We start from the raw sequence: 20,632 nt of genomic DNA, 5'->3' as shown, positions 1-20,632 counted from the left end.
GATCCCACGCCGGACGTGACCTCCTTGCTATCGCCACCCAATGCTGAAATTGCCCGGCATCATGGAAAACCAAATTTAAGTACTTTCTACTAGGGTCGGCCGAGGGTTAGTCCCGGGAAAGGTATTTGGGTCAATTGGCCAGCACCGCATCCAGTCTCAGCCGGTTGAGACACTCGTTTTTTTCTTCGGCAAACGTGCCGGCGGCGATCGCTTTTGTGGTGCTTGTAATCTGCGCTGTTTTGGCGGACCGGGAAAACAGGATCGTTTCAGACCAATTGGCGCGCGCCGACGTCTTGGCCAAAGTGAACATCATAAGGGACCAAGCTGGAAGGCAACATCAACGGCAATCTCCAGCTTACGCGCGGCCTCGTTTCGGCAATCGTGACCGAGCCCTATATGGGGCAACAGAGGTTTGCGGCGCTGGCAAGCAACCTGCTTGAGCAGGAATCTCAACTGCGCAACATCGCTGGCGCGCCGGACCTCATTATCTCGCTCATGTATCCAATGGTTGGCAACGAAAAGGCCATCGGCCTGGATTACCGCAAGAACGATGCCCAACGCACCGCCGCCCTCAGGGCGCGCGACCTGCGGGCGCCCGTGCTGGCCGGTCCGGTCGACCTGGCGCAGGGCGGCCATGGCTTCATTGGCCGCTTTCCGGTCTTCGTGAAGACGGCGGGCGGTGGTGAGCGCTTCTGGGGCATCGTCTCGGCCGTCGTTGATGTCGAGCGCCTCTATAAAGCAAGCGGCCTTTTGGACGCCGATCTCGATATCGAGATCGCCCTGACCGGCAAGGACGGTCTTGGCGGGACTGGTGATCGCTTTTTCGGTGGCGAGAGTATAACGCGCGCCAACCCAGTGACCGAGACGGTGCACCTGCCCTCCGGTTCCTGGCAGATCGCCGCAATCCCAAAAGGTGGCTGGGCCTCATCGGCGAAGAATGCCTGGATCTTGCGGGCCATCATGCTATTGGCCGGTGCGCTTGTCGTGCTGCCCATTCTCGTTGCGGGGCGGCTGTTCGGCGAAAGGCAGAAAAACTTCGCCGAGCTCAGGCGATTGTCCGGTCGCCTGGAACTCGCGCTGGATGCGTCGGGGATCGGTGTCTGGGAGCACAACATCGCCACCAACGAGCTGGTGTGGGACGACCGAGTCAACGAAATCTACGGCAAGCCGGCTGACCGGAAGCCGCGCGGCTATGATGACTGGGCGTCAGTGATTCATCCGCAGGACATCGAACGGGCGCAGCAGGATTTCGATGCCGCGGCGGCGGTGAAGGGCCCCTATTCCTCGCAATACCGGATTGTCCATCCGAATGGCGAGATCCGGCATGTGCGCACGCGCGCGACCTATTTCCAGGAGCGCAACGAGACGCCCAGGATGATCGGCGCCGAATGGGACGTGACAAGCGACGTCGAGCTCAATGAAAACCTAGTGCGAGAAAGGCATCTGTCGGAACTCAGGAACGCCGAGCTTGAAGTGGCCAAGGGGCGCATCGAACATGTGGCGCTCCACGATTCGCTCACCGGGCTGCCGAACCGCCGCTATCTCGACGACATGCTGGCGACGAGCACGCGTCGGGGAGAACGAACTGCGCTCCTGCATCTGGATCTCGACCGATTCAAGCAGATCAACGACACGCTCGGACACGCGGCCGGTGACGCCATGTTGATGCATGCCTCGAAGGTCATCACGGCTAATGCGGGACCAGCCGACTTCGTGGCACGCATTGGCGGCGACGAGTTCGTGGTGATTTGCGCCGGGCGCGACGACGCCGAGCTCGCCGCGCTGGCCGACCGCATCATCGATGAGATGCGGCAACCCGTCGATTTTCGTGGCCACCAATGCCGGTTCGGCGTCAGCATCGGTATTGCGGCGAATACGGGCGAGGGGTTCGACGCACGGCAGCTCCTGGTCAATGCCGATCTCGCCCTCTACCGGGCGAAGAGCCGGGGCCGAAACCGCTACGAGTTCTTCAACGACGAGCTGCAAAGTGAAATCGTGCAGACCAAGCGGACCGCCGACGAGATCCTGGGTGGCCTCGAGCGCAACGAATTCATCGTTTTCTACCAGCCGCAGTTTGACGCCGACACGTTGGACATTGTCGGCGTGGAAGCCTTAGCACGCTGGCAGCACCCGACGCGCGGGATCCTGGGTCCCGACGTCTTTCTGAGGGTAGCGGAGGAACTGAACGTCGTCGCGCTGATCGACCGAACGGTCCTCAAAAGGGCGTTGGCCGACTTTGAGCGCTGGCAGCTTCAACACCTCGACATTCCACACGTTTCGGTCAACGTTTCGGCACGCCGGCTTGAGGACAAGGACCTGATCGATGGCCTACGCAAGCTCAACATCCGCGAAGGTACGGTCTCCTTCGAACTTGTCGAGTCCATCTTCCTCGATGAGAATGACGACCTCGTGGCCTGGAACATCGAGCACATTAAGGACCTCGGTATCGACATTGAGATCGACGATTTCGGCACCGGCTACGCCTCGATCGTCAGTCTGCTCAAGCTTCAGCCGCGGCGACTGAAGATCGATCGCCAGCTGATCACACCCATCACCAGCTCGCTGCCGCAACGCCGTTTGGTGTCATCCATCATCGAGATCGGGAAATCGCTCGGAATCGAAGTGGTGGCCGAGGGCGTCGAGACGATGGAGCATGCGCGCATCTTGAAAGAGCTCGGCTGCGACCTGCTGCAGGGCTACGCGCTCGGCCGACCGATGGACGCCAAGGCTTTAGAATGCTTCGCGCAATCTCGCAGATGGCCGGCCACGGGATAGACGTCTGGCTCTCACTGAGTTAACGGGCGTTGGCATTTTTTCGTGACTACAGGGTAGGTGAGGGGATCAGAACGCGCGCCGCTGTTCGATAAAATGGGCCACCGACCAGCAAAGGATTGCCCAAGCTGATCCCTCGCACCATCCTGCAAGTACATCCGTGGGGTAGTGGACGCCGAGATAGATCCGGCTCAATCCGACCATGATGGTCAGGAACACCGCCAGGCCAACGAAATACCCTTTCACCCGGCGATCAGGACTTGCCCTGGCCAGCAAAGCTCCAAGCGTAAGGAAAGTGACAGCGGACAACATCGCGTGGCCGCTCGGAAAGCTGGCGGTAAATACTCTGGTGGTGTGGAAAATGTCGGGCCTCTGGCGATCAAACGCGACCTTGAGAACTGTGCTCAGGGCCTCACCACCAGCCACGGCGGCGGCGACCAGCCAGACGTATCTGCGCTTTTGCGTTATCAGCAGGTAACCTATGGCCGCCAGCGAGACAAAACCCAGGAACGCAACGCTGCCGAGGGCCGTGACGTCGCGGCCCATTTCTTCCAGCCACGGCGGGCCAATCAGATTCGTTGGATCATCGGCGCTCCGAAACGCCATAAGAACGGCGCGGTCGAATGTGCTCGTGTCATCCTCGATAACCTCCTCGGCCAGGAGGCTGAATCCGAGGACAAGGCCGCCAGCCACAAGCAATGAGGCGATCAGCCAAATAGCGTCGCTGCGAAAGCCTCGCAGAAAGCCGTTTGACGAAGAGGGCGGGTTGATTTCCATCCGTTCAAGCTAGCGAACCGATAAGTCTCGTCAATCCTTGTACCCCGCTCGCTGCCGAGGCGCCATCAAGTCAAGTCCGAACAGGTTGGGCCGCTGCTGGGTCACGCTTCGTCCAGCGCCCATCCATCTTGACCCAGACCGAACGAATACTTCGCCGAAGTGGAGAACTGTCCCGCCTGCGGCTGCCAAGCACGACATTCAAGGCGTATCCGTGGACGTTCGACGCGGATTACGTTGAACGAGTTGGCTGCGTCGCGACGGCGCGTTGAGACGGCGGTCCCTGCCTGTATGAGCAACGCTGCATATCGCGCTTTCGCATAACGAACGGTACTGAGATTGGCTTGTTGGAGGTGATGATGGCCCGACAAGATTATGTCGACGCGGCTTTTCGAGAACGCCTCCATGGCCATTTTGGCTCGTCCGACGACTCCGGTTCCGTGGCCGATTGTTCGCCCTTCGAACGGGTGATGGGTGACGACTACCCTGGTGGTCTCGTCAGCCAGGCCTCCAAACCGGGCAGTCATGGCAGCAAGCTGGCCGGCATTGATCCTGCCGTCCTTGATTGTAAAGGACCGTGCAGTGTTGATACCGACCACTGCGAGTTCGTCATCAATATAAAAAGGATCCGTATCTGCCTCGATATAGTGCTTGTATCGAGCAAGAGGCGTGAGCGTTCGCGCGAAGACGTTGAAGAGCGGTACGTCGTGATTGCCAGGCACCACAATTTGTGGGGTGGGAAGCGCATTGAGGAATTCTCGTGCTTGACGGAATTCCGCCCGGCGAGCTCGTTGGGTCAGATCACCGGATATAACCACCAAATCTGGTTCGCATGCCCAGACCTCGGCGCCAATCGCATCTACTATGCGGGTGTCCGTGGTGCCAAAATGTAGGTCGGACAGGTGCACAAGTGTTTGCAAACACAATCTCCCACCTGGGGTTACTTCGTATCCGGGTCGCGGAATGAGAGGACCTTTAGTGCCGCTGCTCGAGTTTGAAAGTGAAGCGGCATCTTCATCCTTGTTGCCTCGCCGTCCACCGAAACGAGGGTCTCTCTTCTGTTCGAGGTGATCTCGATTCGGGACGGCCGAAGCAGTTCCAAGTCGCGATGCGTATCGATCAGGCCGAGAGCGATCTTGAACGGGAGCAATGCCAGTCCCAGCCACGTTCGCTGCCTGACGACATAAACGCACAGTTCTCGCGAAGACAGGCTTTTGCGGCGCCCAAAATCGCCGGCATCGTAGAAATTGTTGCCGACGAAAACGCACGGTGTCAGCACCTGGTCCGCACCGCTGTCGGCGCTGATACGCACAAGCTGCCAAGATACCGCCCTGAACGTCCTGACAAGAGCGGGACCGATTGCCGCTAGTTTCCCCGCTCCACGTCGCTTCTGTTCTGCAGAGCGTTCCGCGACAAAGAATGGATAGAGGCCGATCGACGAGTTGTTCAGGAAAACGCGACCGTTCACCTCCGCGACGTCGACGAGCACCGGGCGTCTCGCCGCGATTACATCCATCGCCGCTTCAAGTTCCAGTGGCACGCCGAGGTCCTTTGCAAAGTGATTGAGGGTGCCAAGCGGGAGAACACCCAAGGCCACCTCAGTCTCGGCGAGGACGGCCGCGGCAGAGCTGAGTGTGCCATCCCCGCCGCCGGCGACCAGAATGTTTTCACCTGACCTCGTCTGTTGGCTTACGAATTGCGAGGCGGCTTCGCTGATCTGGCCGCCCGCGACCAGTCTTACCTCTGCTTCGATTCCGCGCTTCAGCAAGCCGACATGTACGGTCGTGGCAATGTCGTCGAGTGCGGCGACCGCTCCAGCTCCATCGTTGATAAGCACTAGAACTGCCACCTCTGGCATCTCCAAAACGCCGCTCCAGTGGTCCGCCTACCACCAGCATGATTGACCCGGCTCCTTCCTTGAGGCATGGAGCCGGGGGTCGGCAGGCAGTTAGTCGTTGTCGCCGCCGTCCTGCTGAATGACCACGGGACGGTTTTGGTTATGACGGTGGACGGAATTCGTCACGGTGACGGTGTCGCGGCGGTCGTGGCGGTGGCGCCATTCATGATCACCGCTGTCATAGAACGCAATTTGGCGGAGAGGTCGGTAATGAAGACGAACTCCCTCATCATTGTATCTGATGCCGTTATGGTGATGCCGGTGATGGGCGGAGATCACCACGTCAGCCTCGGCGGCCGAAGAGATGGTTGGAGCCGCAAGGCAAAGCGCCAAGGTTCCCAGGATCAAAGTTTTCGTGTCCATATCCCTGCCTGCTGAAACCTCATCCCTTCCAGCAAGGAATGATGAACGCTCGCCTTTGTTCCGAAGCGGCGGAACCAGTCAGTTCCGGTCCAAGGGTGGCCAGAGGGCAGGTCTCCACGCCCGGACATCGTCGAGACGATTTCCTTCAGTGCTGCATAGGGCGATCGCGAAGGGCTAGCTTCAAGAGCGGTGCCGCTTGCGGGTTAACGGGAGGCGCACGGGTTGCGTACTGCCAGTCTCGCCATCCTTGTGCGACAACAGCCTCTCGGAACTGAGATGGGCGGACATGGCCGCCTGATGTGCGCTCCGACTGCACTGGGCCAAGTCACGTCTGGTTGGGGATTTGCCCGCCACGTGAATTGCTTGGTGCGGCTTTGCTCGTCACCTCTTTTGCACCAACGACTTCCATGCGGGGTCGCTACGCCACAAGCGAACGTCCGGTGAGGCCTCTAGGGCTCTTAGCCATCGGTGTCGTCGTCTCCTTGGTTCCATTCGAGGTGAAGATATGGCGCTGTGTCAACTGTGGTGGGCTCACGGATGTGGTGGACCCACCGAGCCTCGCGCGATAATCGCGGTCCGCAGGACCAGCCTTTCCGGCGGTTGGATATCGCCTTTCAGGCGGCGAATGAGCAGTTCCGCGACGCTATGGCCAAGTGCATAGACCGGCTGGTCAACGACGGTGATCGGCGGAGTTGTGACACCGGTCCAGTCCGCATCGTGAAAGGTGATCAGCGAAATGTCGTCGGGGATCTTCATGCCGCGTTGGCGGATAGTCCGCAGGATTTCCAGCGCAATGACACTGTCTGAGGCAAGGATCGCGGTGGGCCGGTCCGGCTGGGAGAGCAGTTCGCCAGTGATCCTGAGTGTCGCTTCGGAGCTCGTCGCGCCGAGCCGGACGTGGCGCTCAGGTCGATCGACGCCGGCCCCTCTGCACGTAGTGAGGAAGCCATCAATGCGCTCGCGGACCGACGACGTGTAGATTTGCCGAAGGTCAATATATTCGTTGCCCTTGGCATCGACCGCAGTGACATAGGCGATATTGCGATGACCGGCGTCTATGAGCACTCGCGTCGCCTGCATGGCGGCGTTGCGGTCGTCAACCGTGACCGTGTCGACATCCAGGTCGGGCAGGGCTCGGTCAAGCAGGGCAAGCGGCCGACCGGAACGATGGATGTCGCGCAGATGGGTGATGTCGCGTGACTCCGAGGGTGTCACGATCAGCCCGTCGACGCGCTTGCCGATCAATAGCCGTACAGCCGCCTTTTCCGCTTCGATCTTCTCGCCGGAGTTCGCCAAAATGACGTTGAAACCGGCGCCTTTGGCCGCATCGCTGATGCCTCGCACGGCCAGACTGAAGAACGGATTTTCGATGTCGCCGACGACCACCCCGATAATGCCCGATCTTCCGGTCGTCATGCTGCGGGCGAGTTCGTTCGGCCGATAATCCAGGGCCTTGGCGGCCGCCGTGACGCTCTCACGGACCGTGTCGCTGACCACCCCATACCCGCCCAGCACGCGCGCGGCCGTCGCTTTTGAGACATTTGCCGCTCGCGCTACATCGGCGACCGTTTTGGGTCTGGCTCTAAATGGGACTTTCGTCATCGTACGAACGACTACAAGAAATGTTGACGGGAGGTCAATCGGGCGATAGCTTTACGATTGAGACCGGTCTCATAACATGGAAACCGGTCTCTTTTGCGGCACGTCCGCAGGGACCTCGCAGCCGCGGATGACGAGTCGGCCGAGAGGCGGCCCAAGTCAATACCAAGAACAACTGACCTTCAGAGTGGAGAGAAGACGTGAGCAGGTTTGGAATTATGAAATGGCTAATAGCGCCGGTCCGGGCTGGCGGAGTGGCTCTTGCAATTGCGTGCCTCGCTGCCGCTTTCGTTTCGCAGGCCAGTGCGGCGCAAGACAATCCCTACGGGCTTATCGACGCCAAGGTCATCAGCGTCGGCACAATGGGTGATGCGAAGCCTTACGCCTTTACCCAGGCCGATGGCACTTTCACAGGTTTCGACATTGAACTGTTCCGGAATGTCGCGAGCCGGCTAGGTTTCAAGTCCGATCAGGTGATCTTCACCGGTCAGGAATTCTCGGCCCTGATGCCGTCGGTCGCCAATGGGCGCTTCGACGTCGCGGTGGCCGCAATCGGCACCACGGAAGCGCGTAAGAAGACGGTCGATTTTTCGGACGGCTATCTCGCCGGGTACCTGTCGGTGCTGACTGCGGACAAGACGATCACATCGGCTGACGGGCTCAAGGGCAAGCGTCTTGGCGTCGTGCAGGGCACGCTGCAGGAAATCTACGCAGCAAAAAATTTTGCTGGAACTGATCTGGTCAAATTTCCGGACAACAACTCGGCCGTCTCAGCGCTCAACAACGGCACCGTCGACGCTCATTTTCTCGATTATGAGGCGGCCAAGGACTATGGCAAGCGCTACCCGGAGCTGAAGATTGCGGTCAATGTTCCGTCGTTCGATGCGCCTGCGGGCTTCGTCATTCGCAAGGGCAACGACAAGCTGCGTACTGCACTGAACACTGTCCTGCATGCAGCCATGCAGGACGGCACCTGGAAGACTCTCTATGAAAAGTGGTTCCCCGGTTCGCCGATGCCCGATCAATATCTCCCCAAGATGTGAACACCCCAGCCGGCGGCCAAGGGCCGGCGGCTGGAAACCTCGCTGGCCGCACTTCGATGAGCTCGCACCCGCGCAATGAGAAGGGGACCGAATGAACTGGCTTGAAAATCTGCGTCGCAGTTTTCTCGACTGGCAAGCCATGGCCGACGTGCTGCCCAGCATGATCACCATCGGACTGAAAAACACATTGGTGCTTGCGGCCGCTTCGACGGTGCTCGGCGTCGCAATAGGCATGGTCCTGGCGATCATGGGCATTTCCCAATCGCGTTGGCTGCGCATTCCCGCCCGGATCTATACGGATGTCTTCCGCGGGCTTCCGGCGATAGTCACAATCCTGCTGATCGGCCAGGGCTTCGCCCGCATAGGCCGTGAAATCTTCGGGCCTTCGCCTTATCCGCTTGGAATTCTTGCACTCAGCCTGATCGCCGGCGCCTATATCGGCGAGATCTTCCGGTCGGGCATACAGAGCGTCGAACGCGGCCAGATGGAAGCCTGCAGGGCGCTCAGCATGAGCTACGGCCAAGGCATGCGCCTGATCGTGGTCCCGCAAGGCATCCGCCGCGTCCTGCCGGCCCTGGTCAACCAGTTCATAGGCAATGTCAAAGATTCGAGCCTGGTTTATTTCCTCGGCCTGCTCACATCGGAGCGCGAAATTTTCCGTGTCGGCCAGGATCAGGCGGTAGTGACCGGAAATCTGTCGCCTTTGCTGCTGGCGGGCGTTTTTTATCTCGTCATCACCGTGCCCTTGACCCACGTGGTCAATCACATCGACAACCGGCTAAGAACTGGAAAGCAAAAAGCTGGCGTGGTCACAAGCGGCCTGGCCGAGGTGAGCGAACTGGAAAGCGCCACCTGCAGCCCATCGTCGGAGGTAGGTTCCGACTCTCATTCGGCGCATCCTCGGTTCAAGGGCGGCAGTCTCGCCGTCAGCAAGCTGGATATGGCCTATGGCGAGCTCGACGTCCTCAGGAGCGTTAGCCTGATGGTCAAGGCGGGTACGGTCACCTGCATCATCGGACCCTCGGGTTCGGGCAAGTCGACCCTGTTGCGTTGCCTCAATCGTCTGGTCGAACCCAAGGGCGGCGACGTGTTGCTCGACGGAGCGAGCATTTTGGCGATGAAACCCGAGAAGCTGCGGCGGCGCGTCGGCATGGTGTTTCAGCAGTTCAATCTCTTTCCGGATCATACCGCCCTTGAAAACGTCATGCTGTCTTTGACCAAGGTCAAGGGCATCCCGGTGCAGGAAGCCTCGCGGATCGCCGAGGCGCGTCTTGCCGATGTCGGCCTTGCCGCACGCAAACACCATCGCCCTGGCAGTCTTTCGGGTGGTCAGCAGCAGCGTGTGGCAATCGCCCGCGCCCTTGCGATGGATCCGGAGGTTATTCTGTTTGACGAAGTGACCAGCGCCCTCGATCCAGAGCTGGTCAAAGGCGTCCTCGATCTGATGGCGGACCTCGGCCAGCGCGGCATGACGATGGTCGTAGTCACTCATGAAATGGGCTTTGCCCGCAAAGTTGCGGACCAGGTCGTTTTCATGGACGAAGGCCGCGTCATTGAGTCCGGCACACCCGCAGCGATTTTCGACACCCCCGAGAGCACGCGTCTAAAGCGCTTCCTGGCCGAAGTGCTTTGATCCGAAGCCGAAGAGACCAGGACGACCCGGTTCCGCTCACACGATTCATTATCTACAGCGAAAGAACATTCCATGGCTACACACGCGGTCTCAAAAGTCGTTGTTGTCGGGGGCGGTATTTTTGGTGTCTCGTCCGCCGTTCATCTGTCGCGGCTCGGCCTCGAAACTATCCTCATCAACGACGGACCGCTGGCCAGTGGGGCGTCCGGACGCTCGCTTTCCTGGCTCAACTCCGCACGCAAGCGCTCGGCTGAATATCATCAGCTGCGCATGATCGGCATCGACCGGTACAGAACCTTGTCGGCAAAGTACCCGGATGCTGCCTGGCTGCGCTTCGACGGTGGTTTGACCTGGGATGCGGACGACGCCTCGAACGAGATCATGGAAGCTTTGGCACATGAAAAGAGCCTTGGATATGACGCACGCCATTTGCTCGCAGGCGACATTCCTTCGGCTACACCGGGCATCGCGGCAAGCGCGGTCACGCGCCAGGGTGCGATCTTCAATCCGGGCGAAGGCTGGGTCGATCTTCCGTCGTTGATCAAATTGCTGGTTGGGGAATTCGTGGAGCGGGACGGTCAGCTCGTTACCGACGCGGGGCGCGCAACCGTGACGCTCGCCGCCGGGCGCGCCAATGGCGTCGCGACGGAGATGGGCGCCACTTTTGCTGCCGATGCGGTTCTCTTGGCAACGGGGAGTGACGTGCCGCGCTCGGTGGCACAAACCGGGCAGCATATCGCGGACGCAACGCCGATCGCTTTACTGGTCAGGACCAAGCCTGTCGCCCTTCCACTTCGGGCGGTGCTCAACACGCCGCGGGTCGCTGTTCGCCCGACGCCGGACGGAGCTCTCGTTCTTGATTCCGCATGGTCCGAAGAAGAGGTACTCGTCAATTCCGACGGCACGTATGGCGTCAAGGCTTCGACCCTCCAGGGGCTTCTCGACGAAGCCTCGAAGGTGCTCGAGGGCAATCCGAAGCTGGAGTTGGAGAGCTACGGGGTCGGTCCCAAGCCGATCCCGGGCGATGGGGAGCCGGTATTTGGTCGGCTGAAGGACTCTGAGGGATATTACGTTGCCTTCAGTCACAGCGGCGCGACGCTCGGGCTGATCGCGGGCGAACTGCTTGCAGGCGAGATTGCCACGGGAAACGAACATCCCTTGTTGGCCAAATTCCGCCCAACCCGGTTCGGGTGAGGAAGCGTCGAATATGCTATCGACTGTCAACTCTTGGGCTGACGGCGCACAAATGTTACTTCGCAACGATCTGCGAAAGCATAATCAGACCTGATGAGGCTAATGCCCGAGCCTGCAGCTCCATCATGGTAAGACCCGGATGCCCGCCGGGGGCTCTAAGGTCGTAACCCGGGAACAAGCTGGACCCTCCTGCGTTGGACAGCCAATGGAACAGCTTGGATCAGATTTGGCGGCGCTGGCGCAACCTGGCTACTGGGTGGCTATGGTGTTTTTGTTCGTCCCTTACGCAATCGGCGTGTTGTTGCTGATCAGGTCGTGCCACTGCCTTTGACTTGATCCGCCGGCGTTGCGCTGCAGAGCGCCACGGCAATAGGCAACTGCGCGACTGACCGAGTTTGCGAACGGCCACGTAGTGTGACGAGCAGTCCGGGGTCGTCGTGAAGAGCTATCCGTGCCGGGCCCCAGTTACAGCCTGTTGAGTCCCTGCCGTGGTGGTCGAGCTACCTGCGTCTATCGGCACTATGCCGCCTGTGCAGGCTCATTGAGGTCGAACTCGACAACCTGTCCTCGGTCGATCGCAGCTCTGGCGATAAGCGTTGCCAATTCACGATCAGAAACGAGGTTTTCGCGGAAAACTGTCCGTATCGCCACCACGGCCGCCGATACTGACAGCGGCCAAGGTTTGCCTCTCCTGCAGTCAATATAGTGCTGAACAAGGTAGTCCAGATCGCGGCGCTTTTGGCTCATCTCGGCCTCCATCCTTGGTGAATGTACAGGAATGAGGCTCGCCCGCACTTAGATTTGTTAAAGGCCGCCAATTTGTTTTGGTCAAGGACAATTCAGCCCAGGTGCTGGCCAAGAAAAAGGCCGATCGTCTGACGGAAGCCTCACGCCCCGGCTGCTTCCGTTGTCCCCTTCGGTAGGTGGTTGTCGGGGAACGGCCGCCCTGGTCTCTCAAGTGGTCATCAAACGCGACGGCACTCACGGCAAGTTTCGGACCGCGTAGCTGGAACACAGCGTGGCTCTCTTGGTTTGGTCGCCAACGATTGCCAGTGACGCGTGAGAGAACCTCAATGCCCTTTGCGATGGCCGCAACTGTTTGGAGCGCCTCATCCAGCACCGGCACCTGTCCATGAGCGATGGTCTCGCATCACTGGCAAAAGCTATCGGCCGCGGTAGTGCGATCCTATTCGTCGGGGCGGGTGTCTCGATCAGCGTTGGGCTTCCGTCTTGGGAGAAACTGATCGAGCAGATGGCAAAAGAACTTGGGATCGACGACGAGTTTTCGATGCGACGCGAACGTTTTCAAACTCTAGCCGAGTACTATCGGATACGGCATGGCAGCATCGGACCGCTGCGCAGTTGGATGGACAGAAACTGGTCGGTCGCCAAGGACCGGATCGAAAAATCGGAGTTGCATCGCCTCATCGTGATGCTCAATTTTCCCATCATCTATACCACGAATTACGACCGGAATCTGGAACTGGCGTTCGAAATATACGGTCGGCGATACGTCAAGGTGGCCAATGCACGCGATGTAGCGCAAGCCCGCCAGGGGGTTACCCACATCGTCAAGTTCCATGGCGACTTCGATGAGGATTCTTCTCTTGTCCTGACCGAAACGGATTATCTCGACCGGCTTTCCTTCAATTCCCCACTCGATGTGCGGTTTCGTTCCGATGCACTTGGCAGCACGATCCTCTTCATAGGCTATAGCCTCTCCGACCCGAACATCCGGTTGCTGTTGCATCGCCTGTGGCAAACCTGGCATCGATCCGGGTATGAAAAAGATCGCCCTCCTTCTTTCATCTTCATGACCAGCCGAAACCCTGTGGAGGAGGCGGTGCTTGGGCGTTGGGGTATTTCAGTGGTCGTCGGCGAACTCGATGATCCGCAAGCTGCTCTGGTGAATTTCCTCAGTCAATTGGCCGAAGCGGTTGGGCATGAGCCGGAGTTTGGACTGGAGAATTCTGGTGGAACAATGCCGACCGGGCGCACGGATGGAACGTCGGGCTCGGAAGGAAGTTAGGCGGGCCTTCTCGAAGGAGCCGCTAGATGGCAGAGAATTCCGTCCGAAATTTCAACATCAATTTCGGTCCCCAGCATCCTGCGGCGCACGGCGTGCTACGGCTGGTTCTCGAGCTCGACGGCGAGGTCGTCGATCGTGTCGACCCTCATATCGGCCTGCTTCATCGCGGCACCGAGAAACTGATCGAAACCAAGACTTATCTCCAGGCGCTGCCATATTTCGATCGTCTGGATTACGTGGCACCGATGAGCCAGGAACATGCCTGGTGCCTTGCAATCGAGAAACTAATGGGTCTAGCCGTGCCGCGGCGTGGCCAGCTGATCAGGGTTCTGTTCAGCGAGATCTCGCGGATCCTTTCTCATCTGCTCAACGTCACCACCCAAGCCATGGACGTGGGAGCACTGACCCCGCCCTTGTGGGGGTTTGTCGAACGCGAGAAACTGATGGTCTTCTACGAGCGGGCCAGCGGCTCTCGGATGCATGCCGCGTATTTTCGTCCCGGCGGCGTGCATCAGGATCTGCCGCCAGACTTGATCACGGACATCGGCAATTGGATCGGCCCGTTCCGCAAAACCGTGGACGACCTGGACAGGCTGCTAACGGACAACCGCATCTTCAAACTTCGTAACGTGGACATCGGTCAGATCTCGCAAAGTGACGCCTGGGCGTGGGGTTTTTCAGGCGTGATGGTGCGGGGATCAGGTGCCGCCTGGGACTTGCGAAAGTCCCAGCCATACGAGTGCTATGCCGAGATGGACTTCGATATACCCGTCGGCAGGAACGGCGATTGTTTCGACCGGTATCTGGTGCGTATGGAGGAGATGCGCCAGTCGGCCAAGATCATGCGGCAGTGTGTCGACCTGCTGGTAAGCGAGGGACCTGGGCCGGTTTCGAATACCGACGGCAAGGTCGTCCCGCCCAGACGTGCGGCCATGAAGCGTTCGATGGAGGCTTTGATTCATCATTTCAAGCTCTATACTGAGGGCTTTCGTGTGCCTGCCGGCGAGGTCTACGCGGCGGTGGAAGCGCCGAAGGGGGAGTTTGGCGTCTACCTCGTGGCCGACGGCACGAACAAGCCGTACCGATGCAAGCTGCGTCCTCCGAGCTTCGCTCATCTGCAGGCAATGGACCTGCTCTGCCGTGGCCATATGTTAGCCGACGTCACCGCCATACTAGGTTCATTGGACATTGTTTTGGGCGACGTGGATCGATAGCCCTGCGAAGCCGCCCAGCCCAGCCGATAGCTAGCCGCGGTTGTCTTTATTGGCTCTTCCGCCGGCCGGCAACAGTTCATCTCCATGCTCGGTCCTAGAGCCTAACGTCTGCGGAGGCCGACGCTTTAGTTTTTACGTAATTGAGGCCCTTGTCGACGGCGAAGGTGACGTTTGGATTCAAGAGCTCGGTGTGATTTGCGATGTTGACTTCGAAGTAGCGTTGCAGCGCGCTCCGCGGTCTGCCTCACTGTCCGAAGGTGCGAGGACGCCAATATTGCTCCGTCCAAGGAGTTCTGCAGGTTGACCTTTGCCCGCATCAGGGAGGTGACATCGACCGCGAACCCGACAGCCGCCAGAATAGCCGGTATGGCCAGCCCCAACAGAATGCTGAAATTGCCGCCCTTCGAGCGCCAAAATTTGAATGCAAGCATGCCAACCCCCTTCGCCTTAACCATACTGGCGCATGGGCTGCTTGACGAAGTGTTGATGGGACCGTGAATGTCGGGGAAGGCGAACGGGATGGTTAAACCGGCGTTGATAGTGGGTCCGAGCCGAGTCGAGTCCTACTACTGCCCAAGTCACGCTCTCCAAAGCCGGTCACTGTTTTCGACCGGCTCGGTCGAGCATCAGTTTGTCCAAAATGTCAAATCACGACGCGCACTGCACGGCTTTGATGAATATAGATCGCCTCGCTGAGGCAGCGAGTTTTGCCACACCGATTGCACGACCATGGCCCATCCCGAGATGTCAGGGTTAGGCTGGCCCACAATGGAGGCGTCGACGCCCGGAGGACGACGGGAGTAGCCGCGGCTGGGGTCTAGCTCTGCAACAGTCGGCCTTCATCGAGGCGGGTTGAACCGGTGAGATGAGTTCGCGGGGGTTCCTCATCAATCGTGGACTCTTCTGCGTGCTCTAGACGTTCAAGCAACTCCTTGAAGAAACCCGGTAAGTTATGATCAACCCGGAAGAATGGCAGGCTCTCTGCGTAGCGGTTCGTAGCCTTTGAGACTACCTGGCGCTTGACAGCGGCAGCGACTGTCCCACTCGAATTCTCACGGAAATTCATTGCCAGTTCGTCCCCTTCGTCCAGTTCGGACCCCAGGCTCGTGAATGGTTCCGCAATTTGAACATAATTACGGCTCCATTCGAATTTCGCCTATCCTTGTTGGTGTCATTGATAACCGTGTGAGGAGCCCCTCCGTCTGCCGTCATCGCCAGAAAGGGCTGATGGATCGCGTCTCAATCCGTCGGCCGTTTCTTTGGTAAAACCGGGAGCCCGAGGGGCCGCCGACGCTTCGCGGGCTGGCACTCTACTATCCTGTCTCGAGATCGACAGCGTGTGCTCATAAATGGTTAGCGCGTGCTCATAGTACCCGACGGTATGAATGTCGTGCGCTCCTAATCGCCCGTGACGGTTTCCGGCAATTGCGTACTGGAAGTGGCTCTGACGGTGCTCATGCGCCGTTCTGGCGATTGAGCGAAAGCATGATGAGACAGTGTACGACTTCCGGAGGCGGATAGCGTATCTTGGGTGGTGTCCGCCTTTTGCCCTGCTTAGCTGCCAGCTTTCCGAAAGGGGAGGTTTCGATGAGCACTGACGGCTGCTGTACAGCCCTGATCCGGAAACTGCAGCATTTCGAAAAACCATCCGACGAAGACAAGGAACTGCTTGCAAACAGCGTTGCGAGGACCGTGGAGCTCATAGCGGGCAGCGACATCATCGAGCAGGGAGACAAGCCGGACCATGTTCATCTTTTGGTCGAGGGCTGGGCAGGGCGCTACAAAATTCTGCCGAACGGCAGGCGCAACATCATGGCCTATCTCATTCCCGGCGACCTATGCGACGTGAATGTCGCATTGCTGGAGGAGATGGACCATTCCATTGGCGCACTGTCGGGGTGCAAGGTCGCGTTGATACCTATCGCGACGATCCGCAATCTTATGGACCAAAACAGGACGCTGGCTCGAGCGCTTTGGTGGGGCACTCTGGTCGACGAAGCTGTGTTGCGCGAATGGCTTGTCACGGTGGGATCGCGACCGGCGCTGCAACGGGTCGGCCATTTGATCTGCGAGATGTTGATACGCACCGAAGCTGTCGGTCTAGCGCGCGGTAACAGCTTCGACTTGCCGCTCACCCAGCAGGAACTTGCCGACACAATGGGCATGTCGCTGGTCCACATGAACCGAACGCTTCAGGGACTACGGAGCCGAGAGCTCATTACCACAAACGGCCACACGGTCACGGTGGAGAACCCCAGGGCTCTTATGAAATTCGCCGCGTTCGATCCTTTGTATCTCCACCAGCAGGCTCACAAATTCAGAAGCTTGATGCAGGCAGTCGCGTAGCGACTACTCTGAAAGACCGGGATCGAAATGCACTGTAGCGTCGAGGATGCTTCTCTGGCAGGGCCACGAAGGGAAGCGGCAAGCCCAGTGTAAAGCACTTGCGAGGCGAAGACGATTGAGGCACGCGTCGCTTCAAGATTCGGGGAAGTGACCTGATGCCAGGTTTGGGCAGAGATAGGTGTTTAACGGAACTGGAGAGTGAGAATGCAAAGAAGGAACTTCAGCCGGAGTTCAAGTTTGAGGCGGTGAGACTGGTGTTGCGATGGCCCAGGCCGCCCACGACCTCGTCCACGAGAATGTGCTGCGCAATCGGTGCGCGAGCTATCAGGGATCCGCGGCATTCCCGGTAATGCGCAGACGACTCCGGAGCAACACGAGTAACCGAGGCGGAGCGCGACCAGGCACATGTACAAACAGCTTTGATTCATGCCGCTCTGGACGAGGAACTCAGGCATGATGCAGCAAATTGCAAACCGCCTGCTTGCAGCCAGCTAGGACCCGTTCGGAACCTTAGCCGAAGTTAAAGATCGAGTGTAACAGGGCCTTTCGCGCGGCTGCAGCAGGCCAGAACCAAGCCCGCTGAGATTTCTTCGGAGGTGAGTCCGCCGAGATCCTGCATGGTGACTTCGCCAGAGAGCTTGGCTATTCGGCACGTGCCGCAAATTCCCTGTTGGCAGCCGCTGGGAACATAGACGCCACAGTTGCGCGCCGCCTGCAGCAGGGTCTCCCCGGGCGCGCAACGATGGTCCAATCTCGAACGTGCGAAGTGGACCGAGGACGAGACAGCAGATGCTACGTCCGCAGTAACACCGCCCAGGCTGCGCCCGAAGCTCTCCTCATGATACCCCCGTGGATCAACACCCGCCTGGCCAAGACCGTCTCGCAACGCATTCATATACTGTTCGGGGCCGCACGCGTAGACCGTGCGCTCGCCAAGATCGGGGACCAGGCGCCGGAGCATGGGGCCGTCTATGCGGCCCGTCGGTCCTGCCCATGAGGGGTCTGCCCGGGAACAGACGCATGTCACCCGTAGGTTCCGAAACCGGGCAGCGAGTGCATCGAGTTCCAACCTGAAGATGAGATCTCGCGGCGAGCGCGCGCTGTAGATGAGGCGCAGGTCCAGATCGGACGCTCTGTCCGTCAAGGTGCGCAGCATCGACATAAGAGGCGTGATCCCGCTGCCTCCCGCAAGAAAGAGAGGCTTGTCGCTGTTCAAGCCGTCGAGTTTGAACGACCCCAGTGGGCCTTCGACGTTGACTTCGTCGCCCGCTCGCAGGTTCTCGTGGAGCCAATTGGAAACGAGCCCGCCTGGTGTCCGCTTGACCGTGATGTGCAAATCGAGCGGTCGAGTAGGTGGCGACGAAACGGAATAGGAACGGGTCACCGCAACGCCCCCGATTGTGAGGTGAAGGACAACGTATTGCCCCGCGTTAAAGCAGAACATGTGGTCTGATGCAGACGTGAAGACAAATGTCTTCACGTCGTGCGTCTCGTCGATGACCCTGCGGCAGAGGATCGCCTGTGACGAAGCGTCGGCCCATTGCCGCTGCCGCATCGTTGCGAAGTCGGAAGCCGAAAAGGAAGTGTGTGCGTTCATGGTCGGGCTCTTCAGTGAGCCCCCAACATGGCAGCGGGACCGTTTCGGGAACAGTGGGTTGAACCCCTGTCTTCAATCGGGAATTTCGATTTAGCTCTCGAGCGACATCACCGCGAGCTGGAGCGCACGAAGCCCCTTTCGAATAATCGGTTCGTGTTTGCGCCGCGCGAGCATAGCCGTGTGGACAGGCTGATAAAGCGTCGGTGCGTCCTCGACCAGGAAGGAAGGGCACTCGGCCGTAAACCTGCGGGCATCGTCGTTGCGCATGTAACAACTCCCCCCAGTTCGCCGCAGCATCGCTTCTGCCAGGCTTTCGGATCCCATGGAGAGACGCGAGATTGCGAGGGAGGGGATAAGCTCGGAATGCGTTTTCTCGAGTACGACGGTGTAGCCCGGCCGAATGTAGCTGTCGGGATTGACCTGCGACATTGTCCTGGCGAAGGTCGACACCATCACATATTCCTCGACCATCAGATGCTCGTAAGCAATCTCGGGAAGATAGCGGGGTGCGTAGAGCACGGCTATATCCAGATTCCCCATGCTCAGATCTGTCACCATCTGGTTGGAATAGTCGGATTCCACATGGATCGAGGCTGTGGGAAGGGCCCGACAGAGCGCCTCCACCCACCCAGGCAGCACTGAGCGTGTCATGCCAACCTGCGCTGCCACGCGCAGGGTTCCTTCGAACCGGTTGAAGGCCCGCACGTCATGGCGCGCTTGCGACCAAGTCGACAGCATCGCCCGCGCGTAGGCTTCGAAACGTCGCCCCGCCGCTGTCGGTTCAGCACCGGCGCGACCACGATGGAAAAGCTCCGACCCTACAGCGCTTTCGAGACTCTTGATCCGGCTGCTGACGGTCGACTGCGTAATGTTCAGCCGGTCGGCAGTCCGGTTGAAGTTCCGCGATTCGATGATGTCGAGGAACGTCTCAATGTGGTCCAGCTGCACGCACTAACCCTCAATCGAAAAACCCGATCATTACCCAGAGATCATTGGCTTGATCCGGCATTTGTCAAGGCGGAAGCTAAAGAGACTAACGGCCAGCAGAACGCGGTCTGCAAAGAGGGAGCGAAGCTAAAGTGTTCATCGTTGACTGCGATTGCCACAACTACTGGTCCAGCGCCACGGTGCTCGAGCCCTACCTCTCGGGCGTCTGGAAGGACATGTTCATAGAGGGCGAAAAGACCGGCCCCAGAGGATCCTTCCCGCATGGCCATCGGCCCTGGTTCCATCCGCAAGATTTCTCGCGAAAGGACGTGCGGCCCGAGACCGAAGCCGACAACTACCGGATCATGAAAGAAAAGCATCTCGACAAATACAATGTCGGCGTGGCGATTCTCACCGGTGACGAGCCGATTGAAGCCTCGACGCTGGCCAACCCCTATTATGCCAGTGCGCTGGTCAGTGCTTACAATGACTATCAGGTCGCGGAGTGGTTGCCGAAGGACAACCGCTTCATGGGTTCGATTATCATCGCGCCTCAGGATCCGAAGCAGGCGGCGGCCGAGATCCGTCGGCTCGGCAGCCACCCGCGCATGGTCCAGGTTCTGGCCTCCCAAGGCTCTGTGCGGCCGTACGGCGATCCCTTCTACCACCCGATCTACGAAGCCTGCGCGGAAATGGGATTGCCCTTCGCCATCCACCTCGGCGGCCATGGGGGAATCAACTGGAACGCCATCGCGCCTGCCCCCACGACATTCTTCTGGGAGACACACGCCATCCTGCACATGTCGGCGATCAGCCATGTCGCCAGCATGATTGCGCATGGAGTCTTCGAAAAATGGCCGGAACTCTATTTCGTTGTGGTCGAATGCGGCGTGGCCTGGGTGTCGACGGTGCTGTGGCGCCTCGACGCCGATTACAAGGCGCTTCGCAAGGAGACGCCTTGGCTGAAGATGCTGCCGTCCGAGTACTGCCGCCGAAATATTCGGTTTTCCACACAGCCCCTGGAGCAGCCGGCGAATGTGCAGCATCTCTGGTCCATTCTGGAAGCAATGGACGGTGAAAACACGCTTATGTTTGCGTCAGACTATCCGCATTGGGACTACGACGACGCCAACACGCTGCACATTCCTCCCGCTTGGAGGACGAAGGTGATGGGTCAAAATGCACTCGACGTTTACAAGCGCATTTCCCCCATCCTGACCGCGAATGCTGCCTGACGGAGCAGA

Annotated in this window: 17 protein-coding genes and 1 pseudogene; 8 read left to right on the top strand and 10 right to left on the bottom strand. The window is 59.2% G+C overall.

Annotated elements, in window-relative coordinates:
* Nucleotides 1–130: 130 nt before the first annotated feature.
* Complete coding sequence (locus LB516_RS21015; RefSeq protein ID WP_224720335.1) at nucleotides 131–301, bottom strand: hypothetical protein; 171 nt, start codon at nucleotides 299–301, stop codon at nucleotides 131–133.
* On the opposite strand from LB516_RS21015, the pseudogene LB516_RS21010 reads away from it, so the two are divergent.
* Nucleotides 219–2,775: pseudogene (locus LB516_RS21010) on the top strand (EAL domain-containing protein). The gene LB516_RS21015 and the pseudogene LB516_RS21010 sit on opposite strands and share 83 nt — an antisense overlap.
* 66 nt (nucleotides 2,776–2,841) lie before the next feature.
* Here LB516_RS21010 and LB516_RS21005 read toward each other — a convergent pair.
* The 5 genes from LB516_RS21005 to LB516_RS20985 form a co-directional block, all read right to left on the bottom strand.
* Nucleotides 2,842–3,549 (bottom strand): phosphatase PAP2 family protein, encoded by a 708-nt coding sequence (locus LB516_RS21005; RefSeq protein WP_224720316.1) that lies wholly within the window; start codon nucleotides 3,547–3,549, stop codon nucleotides 2,842–2,844.
* Between the two features lie 101 nt (nucleotides 3,550–3,650).
* A complete protein-coding gene (locus LB516_RS21000) occupies nucleotides 3,651–4,466 on the bottom strand; it encodes a metallophosphoesterase family protein (protein WP_140620513.1) in 816 nt (271 codons plus the stop codon).
* A gap of 20 nt (nucleotides 4,467–4,486) precedes the next feature.
* On the bottom strand, nucleotides 4,487–5,395 hold the full coding sequence (locus LB516_RS20995; RefSeq protein WP_224720315.1) for a diacylglycerol/lipid kinase family protein: 909 nt from the start codon (nucleotides 5,393–5,395) through the stop codon (nucleotides 4,487–4,489).
* A gap of 99 nt (nucleotides 5,396–5,494) precedes the next feature.
* Nucleotides 5,495–5,806 carry a hypothetical protein gene (locus LB516_RS20990; protein WP_140620510.1) on the bottom strand — a complete coding sequence of 104 codons (312 nt, stop codon included), beginning with the start codon at nucleotides 5,804–5,806 and terminating at the stop codon, nucleotides 5,495–5,497.
* 531 nt (nucleotides 5,807–6,337) lie between these two features.
* Nucleotides 6,338–7,408: a LacI family DNA-binding transcriptional regulator gene (locus tag LB516_RS20985; protein ID WP_140620508.1), complete on the bottom strand. Its 1,071-nt coding sequence runs from the start codon at nucleotides 7,406–7,408 to the stop codon at nucleotides 6,338–6,340.
* A 215-nt stretch (nucleotides 7,409–7,623) separates the two neighbouring features.
* On the opposite strand from LB516_RS20985, the gene LB516_RS20980 reads away from it, so the two are divergent.
* The 3 genes from LB516_RS20980 to LB516_RS20965 all read left to right on the top strand — a co-directional run bounded on the left by LB516_RS20980 (nucleotide 7,624) and on the right by LB516_RS20965 (nucleotide 11,275).
* Nucleotides 7,624–8,448, top strand: coding sequence for an ABC transporter substrate-binding protein (locus tag LB516_RS20980; protein ID WP_224720331.1), 825 nt, complete (start codon nucleotides 7,624–7,626; stop codon nucleotides 8,446–8,448).
* A gap of 91 nt (nucleotides 8,449–8,539) precedes the next feature.
* Complete coding sequence (locus tag LB516_RS29050) at nucleotides 8,540–10,081, top strand: amino acid ABC transporter permease/ATP-binding protein (RefSeq protein ID WP_318011834.1); 1,542 nt, start codon at nucleotides 8,540–8,542, stop codon at nucleotides 10,079–10,081.
* Between the two features lie 72 nt (nucleotides 10,082–10,153).
* Entirely contained in the window at nucleotides 10,154–11,275 is a 1,122-nt protein-coding gene (locus LB516_RS20965) for an NAD(P)/FAD-dependent oxidoreductase (protein ID WP_224720314.1), read from the top strand.
* Nucleotides 11,276–11,794: 519 nt separating this feature from the next.
* Here LB516_RS20965 and LB516_RS20960 read toward each other — a convergent pair.
* A complete protein-coding gene (locus tag LB516_RS20960; protein ID WP_140620502.1) occupies nucleotides 11,795–12,022 on the bottom strand; it encodes a hypothetical protein in 228 nt (75 codons plus the stop codon).
* A gap of 385 nt (nucleotides 12,023–12,407) precedes the next feature.
* Here LB516_RS20960 and LB516_RS20955 point away from each other — a divergent pair, with 385 nt between their 5' ends.
* Both LB516_RS20955 and LB516_RS20950 read left to right on the top strand, forming a co-directional pair.
* Nucleotides 12,408–13,304: an SIR2 family NAD-dependent protein deacylase gene (locus LB516_RS20955; protein ID WP_224720313.1), complete on the top strand. Its 897-nt coding sequence runs from the start codon at nucleotides 12,408–12,410 to the stop codon at nucleotides 13,302–13,304.
* Nucleotides 13,305–13,330: 26 nt separating this feature from the next.
* Complete coding sequence (locus LB516_RS20950; protein ID WP_224720312.1) at nucleotides 13,331–14,518, top strand: NADH-quinone oxidoreductase subunit D; 1,188 nt, start codon at nucleotides 13,331–13,333, stop codon at nucleotides 14,516–14,518.
* Between the two features lie 125 nt (nucleotides 14,519–14,643).
* Here LB516_RS20950 and LB516_RS20945 read toward each other — a convergent pair whose 3' ends face one another.
* A complete protein-coding gene (locus LB516_RS20945; protein ID WP_224720311.1) occupies nucleotides 14,644–14,949 on the bottom strand; it encodes a TadE/TadG family type IV pilus assembly protein in 306 nt (101 codons plus the stop codon).
* A 1,156-nt stretch (nucleotides 14,950–16,105) separates the two neighbouring features.
* On the opposite strand from LB516_RS20945, the gene LB516_RS20940 reads away from it, so the two are divergent.
* Nucleotides 16,106–16,864 (top strand): Crp/Fnr family transcriptional regulator, encoded by a 759-nt coding sequence (locus LB516_RS20940; RefSeq protein ID WP_224720310.1) that lies wholly within the window; start codon nucleotides 16,106–16,108, stop codon nucleotides 16,862–16,864.
* 520 nt (nucleotides 16,865–17,384) lie between these two features.
* On the opposite strand, the gene LB516_RS20935 is transcribed toward LB516_RS20940, so the two are convergent.
* The gene (locus LB516_RS20935; protein WP_224720309.1) at nucleotides 17,385–18,461 is read right to left on the bottom strand and encodes a hybrid-cluster NAD(P)-dependent oxidoreductase; all 1,077 of its coding nucleotides are present in this window, start codon (nucleotides 18,459–18,461) and stop codon (nucleotides 17,385–17,387) included.
* Nucleotides 18,462–18,551: 90 nt separating this feature from the next.
* Nucleotides 18,552–19,409, bottom strand: coding sequence for a LysR family transcriptional regulator (locus LB516_RS20930; RefSeq protein ID WP_140620494.1), 858 nt, complete (start codon nucleotides 19,407–19,409; stop codon nucleotides 18,552–18,554).
* 131 nt (nucleotides 19,410–19,540) lie between these two features.
* Between LB516_RS20930 and LB516_RS20925 the strand changes: the two genes are divergently transcribed.
* A complete protein-coding gene (locus tag LB516_RS20925) occupies nucleotides 19,541–20,623 on the top strand; it encodes an amidohydrolase family protein (protein WP_224720308.1) in 1,083 nt (360 codons plus the stop codon).
* The last annotated feature ends 9 nt before the right edge of the window (nucleotides 20,624–20,632 follow it).

It is taken from the genome of Mesorhizobium sp. CO1-1-7, from assembly GCF_020164885.1.
Classification (GTDB): domain Bacteria; phylum Pseudomonadota; class Alphaproteobacteria; order Rhizobiales; family Rhizobiaceae; genus Mesorhizobium; species Mesorhizobium australicum.
This window is presented reverse-complemented; position numbering and strand designations above follow the sequence as displayed.

What these genes read in the sequence shown, in the direction of transcription:
- LB516_RS21005 (WP_224720316.1), bottom strand. Translation starts at nt 3,549, where the DNA reads ATGGAAATCAACCCGCCCTCTTCGTCAAACGGCTTTCTGCGAGGCTTT.
- LB516_RS20990 (WP_140620510.1), bottom strand. Translation starts at nt 5,806, where the DNA reads ATGGACACGAAAACTTTGATCCTGGGAACCTTGGCGCTTTGCCTTGCG.
- LB516_RS20985 (WP_140620508.1), bottom strand. Translation starts at nt 7,408, where the DNA reads ATGACGAAAGTCCCATTTAGAGCCAGACCCAAAACGGTCGCCGATGTA.
- LB516_RS20980 (WP_224720331.1), top strand. Translation starts at nt 7,624, where the DNA reads ATGAAATGGCTAATAGCGCCGGTCCGGGCTGGCGGAGTGGCTCTTGCA.
- LB516_RS29050 (WP_318011834.1), top strand. Translation starts at nt 8,540, where the DNA reads ATGAACTGGCTTGAAAATCTGCGTCGCAGTTTTCTCGACTGGCAAGCC.
- LB516_RS20965 (WP_224720314.1), top strand. Translation starts at nt 10,154, where the DNA reads ATGGCTACACACGCGGTCTCAAAAGTCGTTGTTGTCGGGGGCGGTATT.
- LB516_RS20960 (WP_140620502.1), bottom strand. Translation starts at nt 12,022, where the DNA reads ATGAGCCAAAAGCGCCGCGATCTGGACTACCTTGTTCAGCACTATATT.
- LB516_RS20955 (WP_224720313.1), top strand. Translation starts at nt 12,408, where the DNA reads ATGAGCGATGGTCTCGCATCACTGGCAAAAGCTATCGGCCGCGGTAGT.
- LB516_RS20950 (WP_224720312.1), top strand. Translation starts at nt 13,331, where the DNA reads ATGGCAGAGAATTCCGTCCGAAATTTCAACATCAATTTCGGTCCCCAG.
- LB516_RS20945 (WP_224720311.1), bottom strand. Translation starts at nt 14,949, where the DNA reads ATGCTTGCATTCAAATTTTGGCGCTCGAAGGGCGGCAATTTCAGCATT.
- LB516_RS20940 (WP_224720310.1), top strand. Translation starts at nt 16,106, where the DNA reads ATGAGCACTGACGGCTGCTGTACAGCCCTGATCCGGAAACTGCAGCAT.
- LB516_RS20935 (WP_224720309.1), bottom strand. Translation starts at nt 18,461, where the DNA reads ATGAACGCACACACTTCCTTTTCGGCTTCCGACTTCGCAACGATGCGG.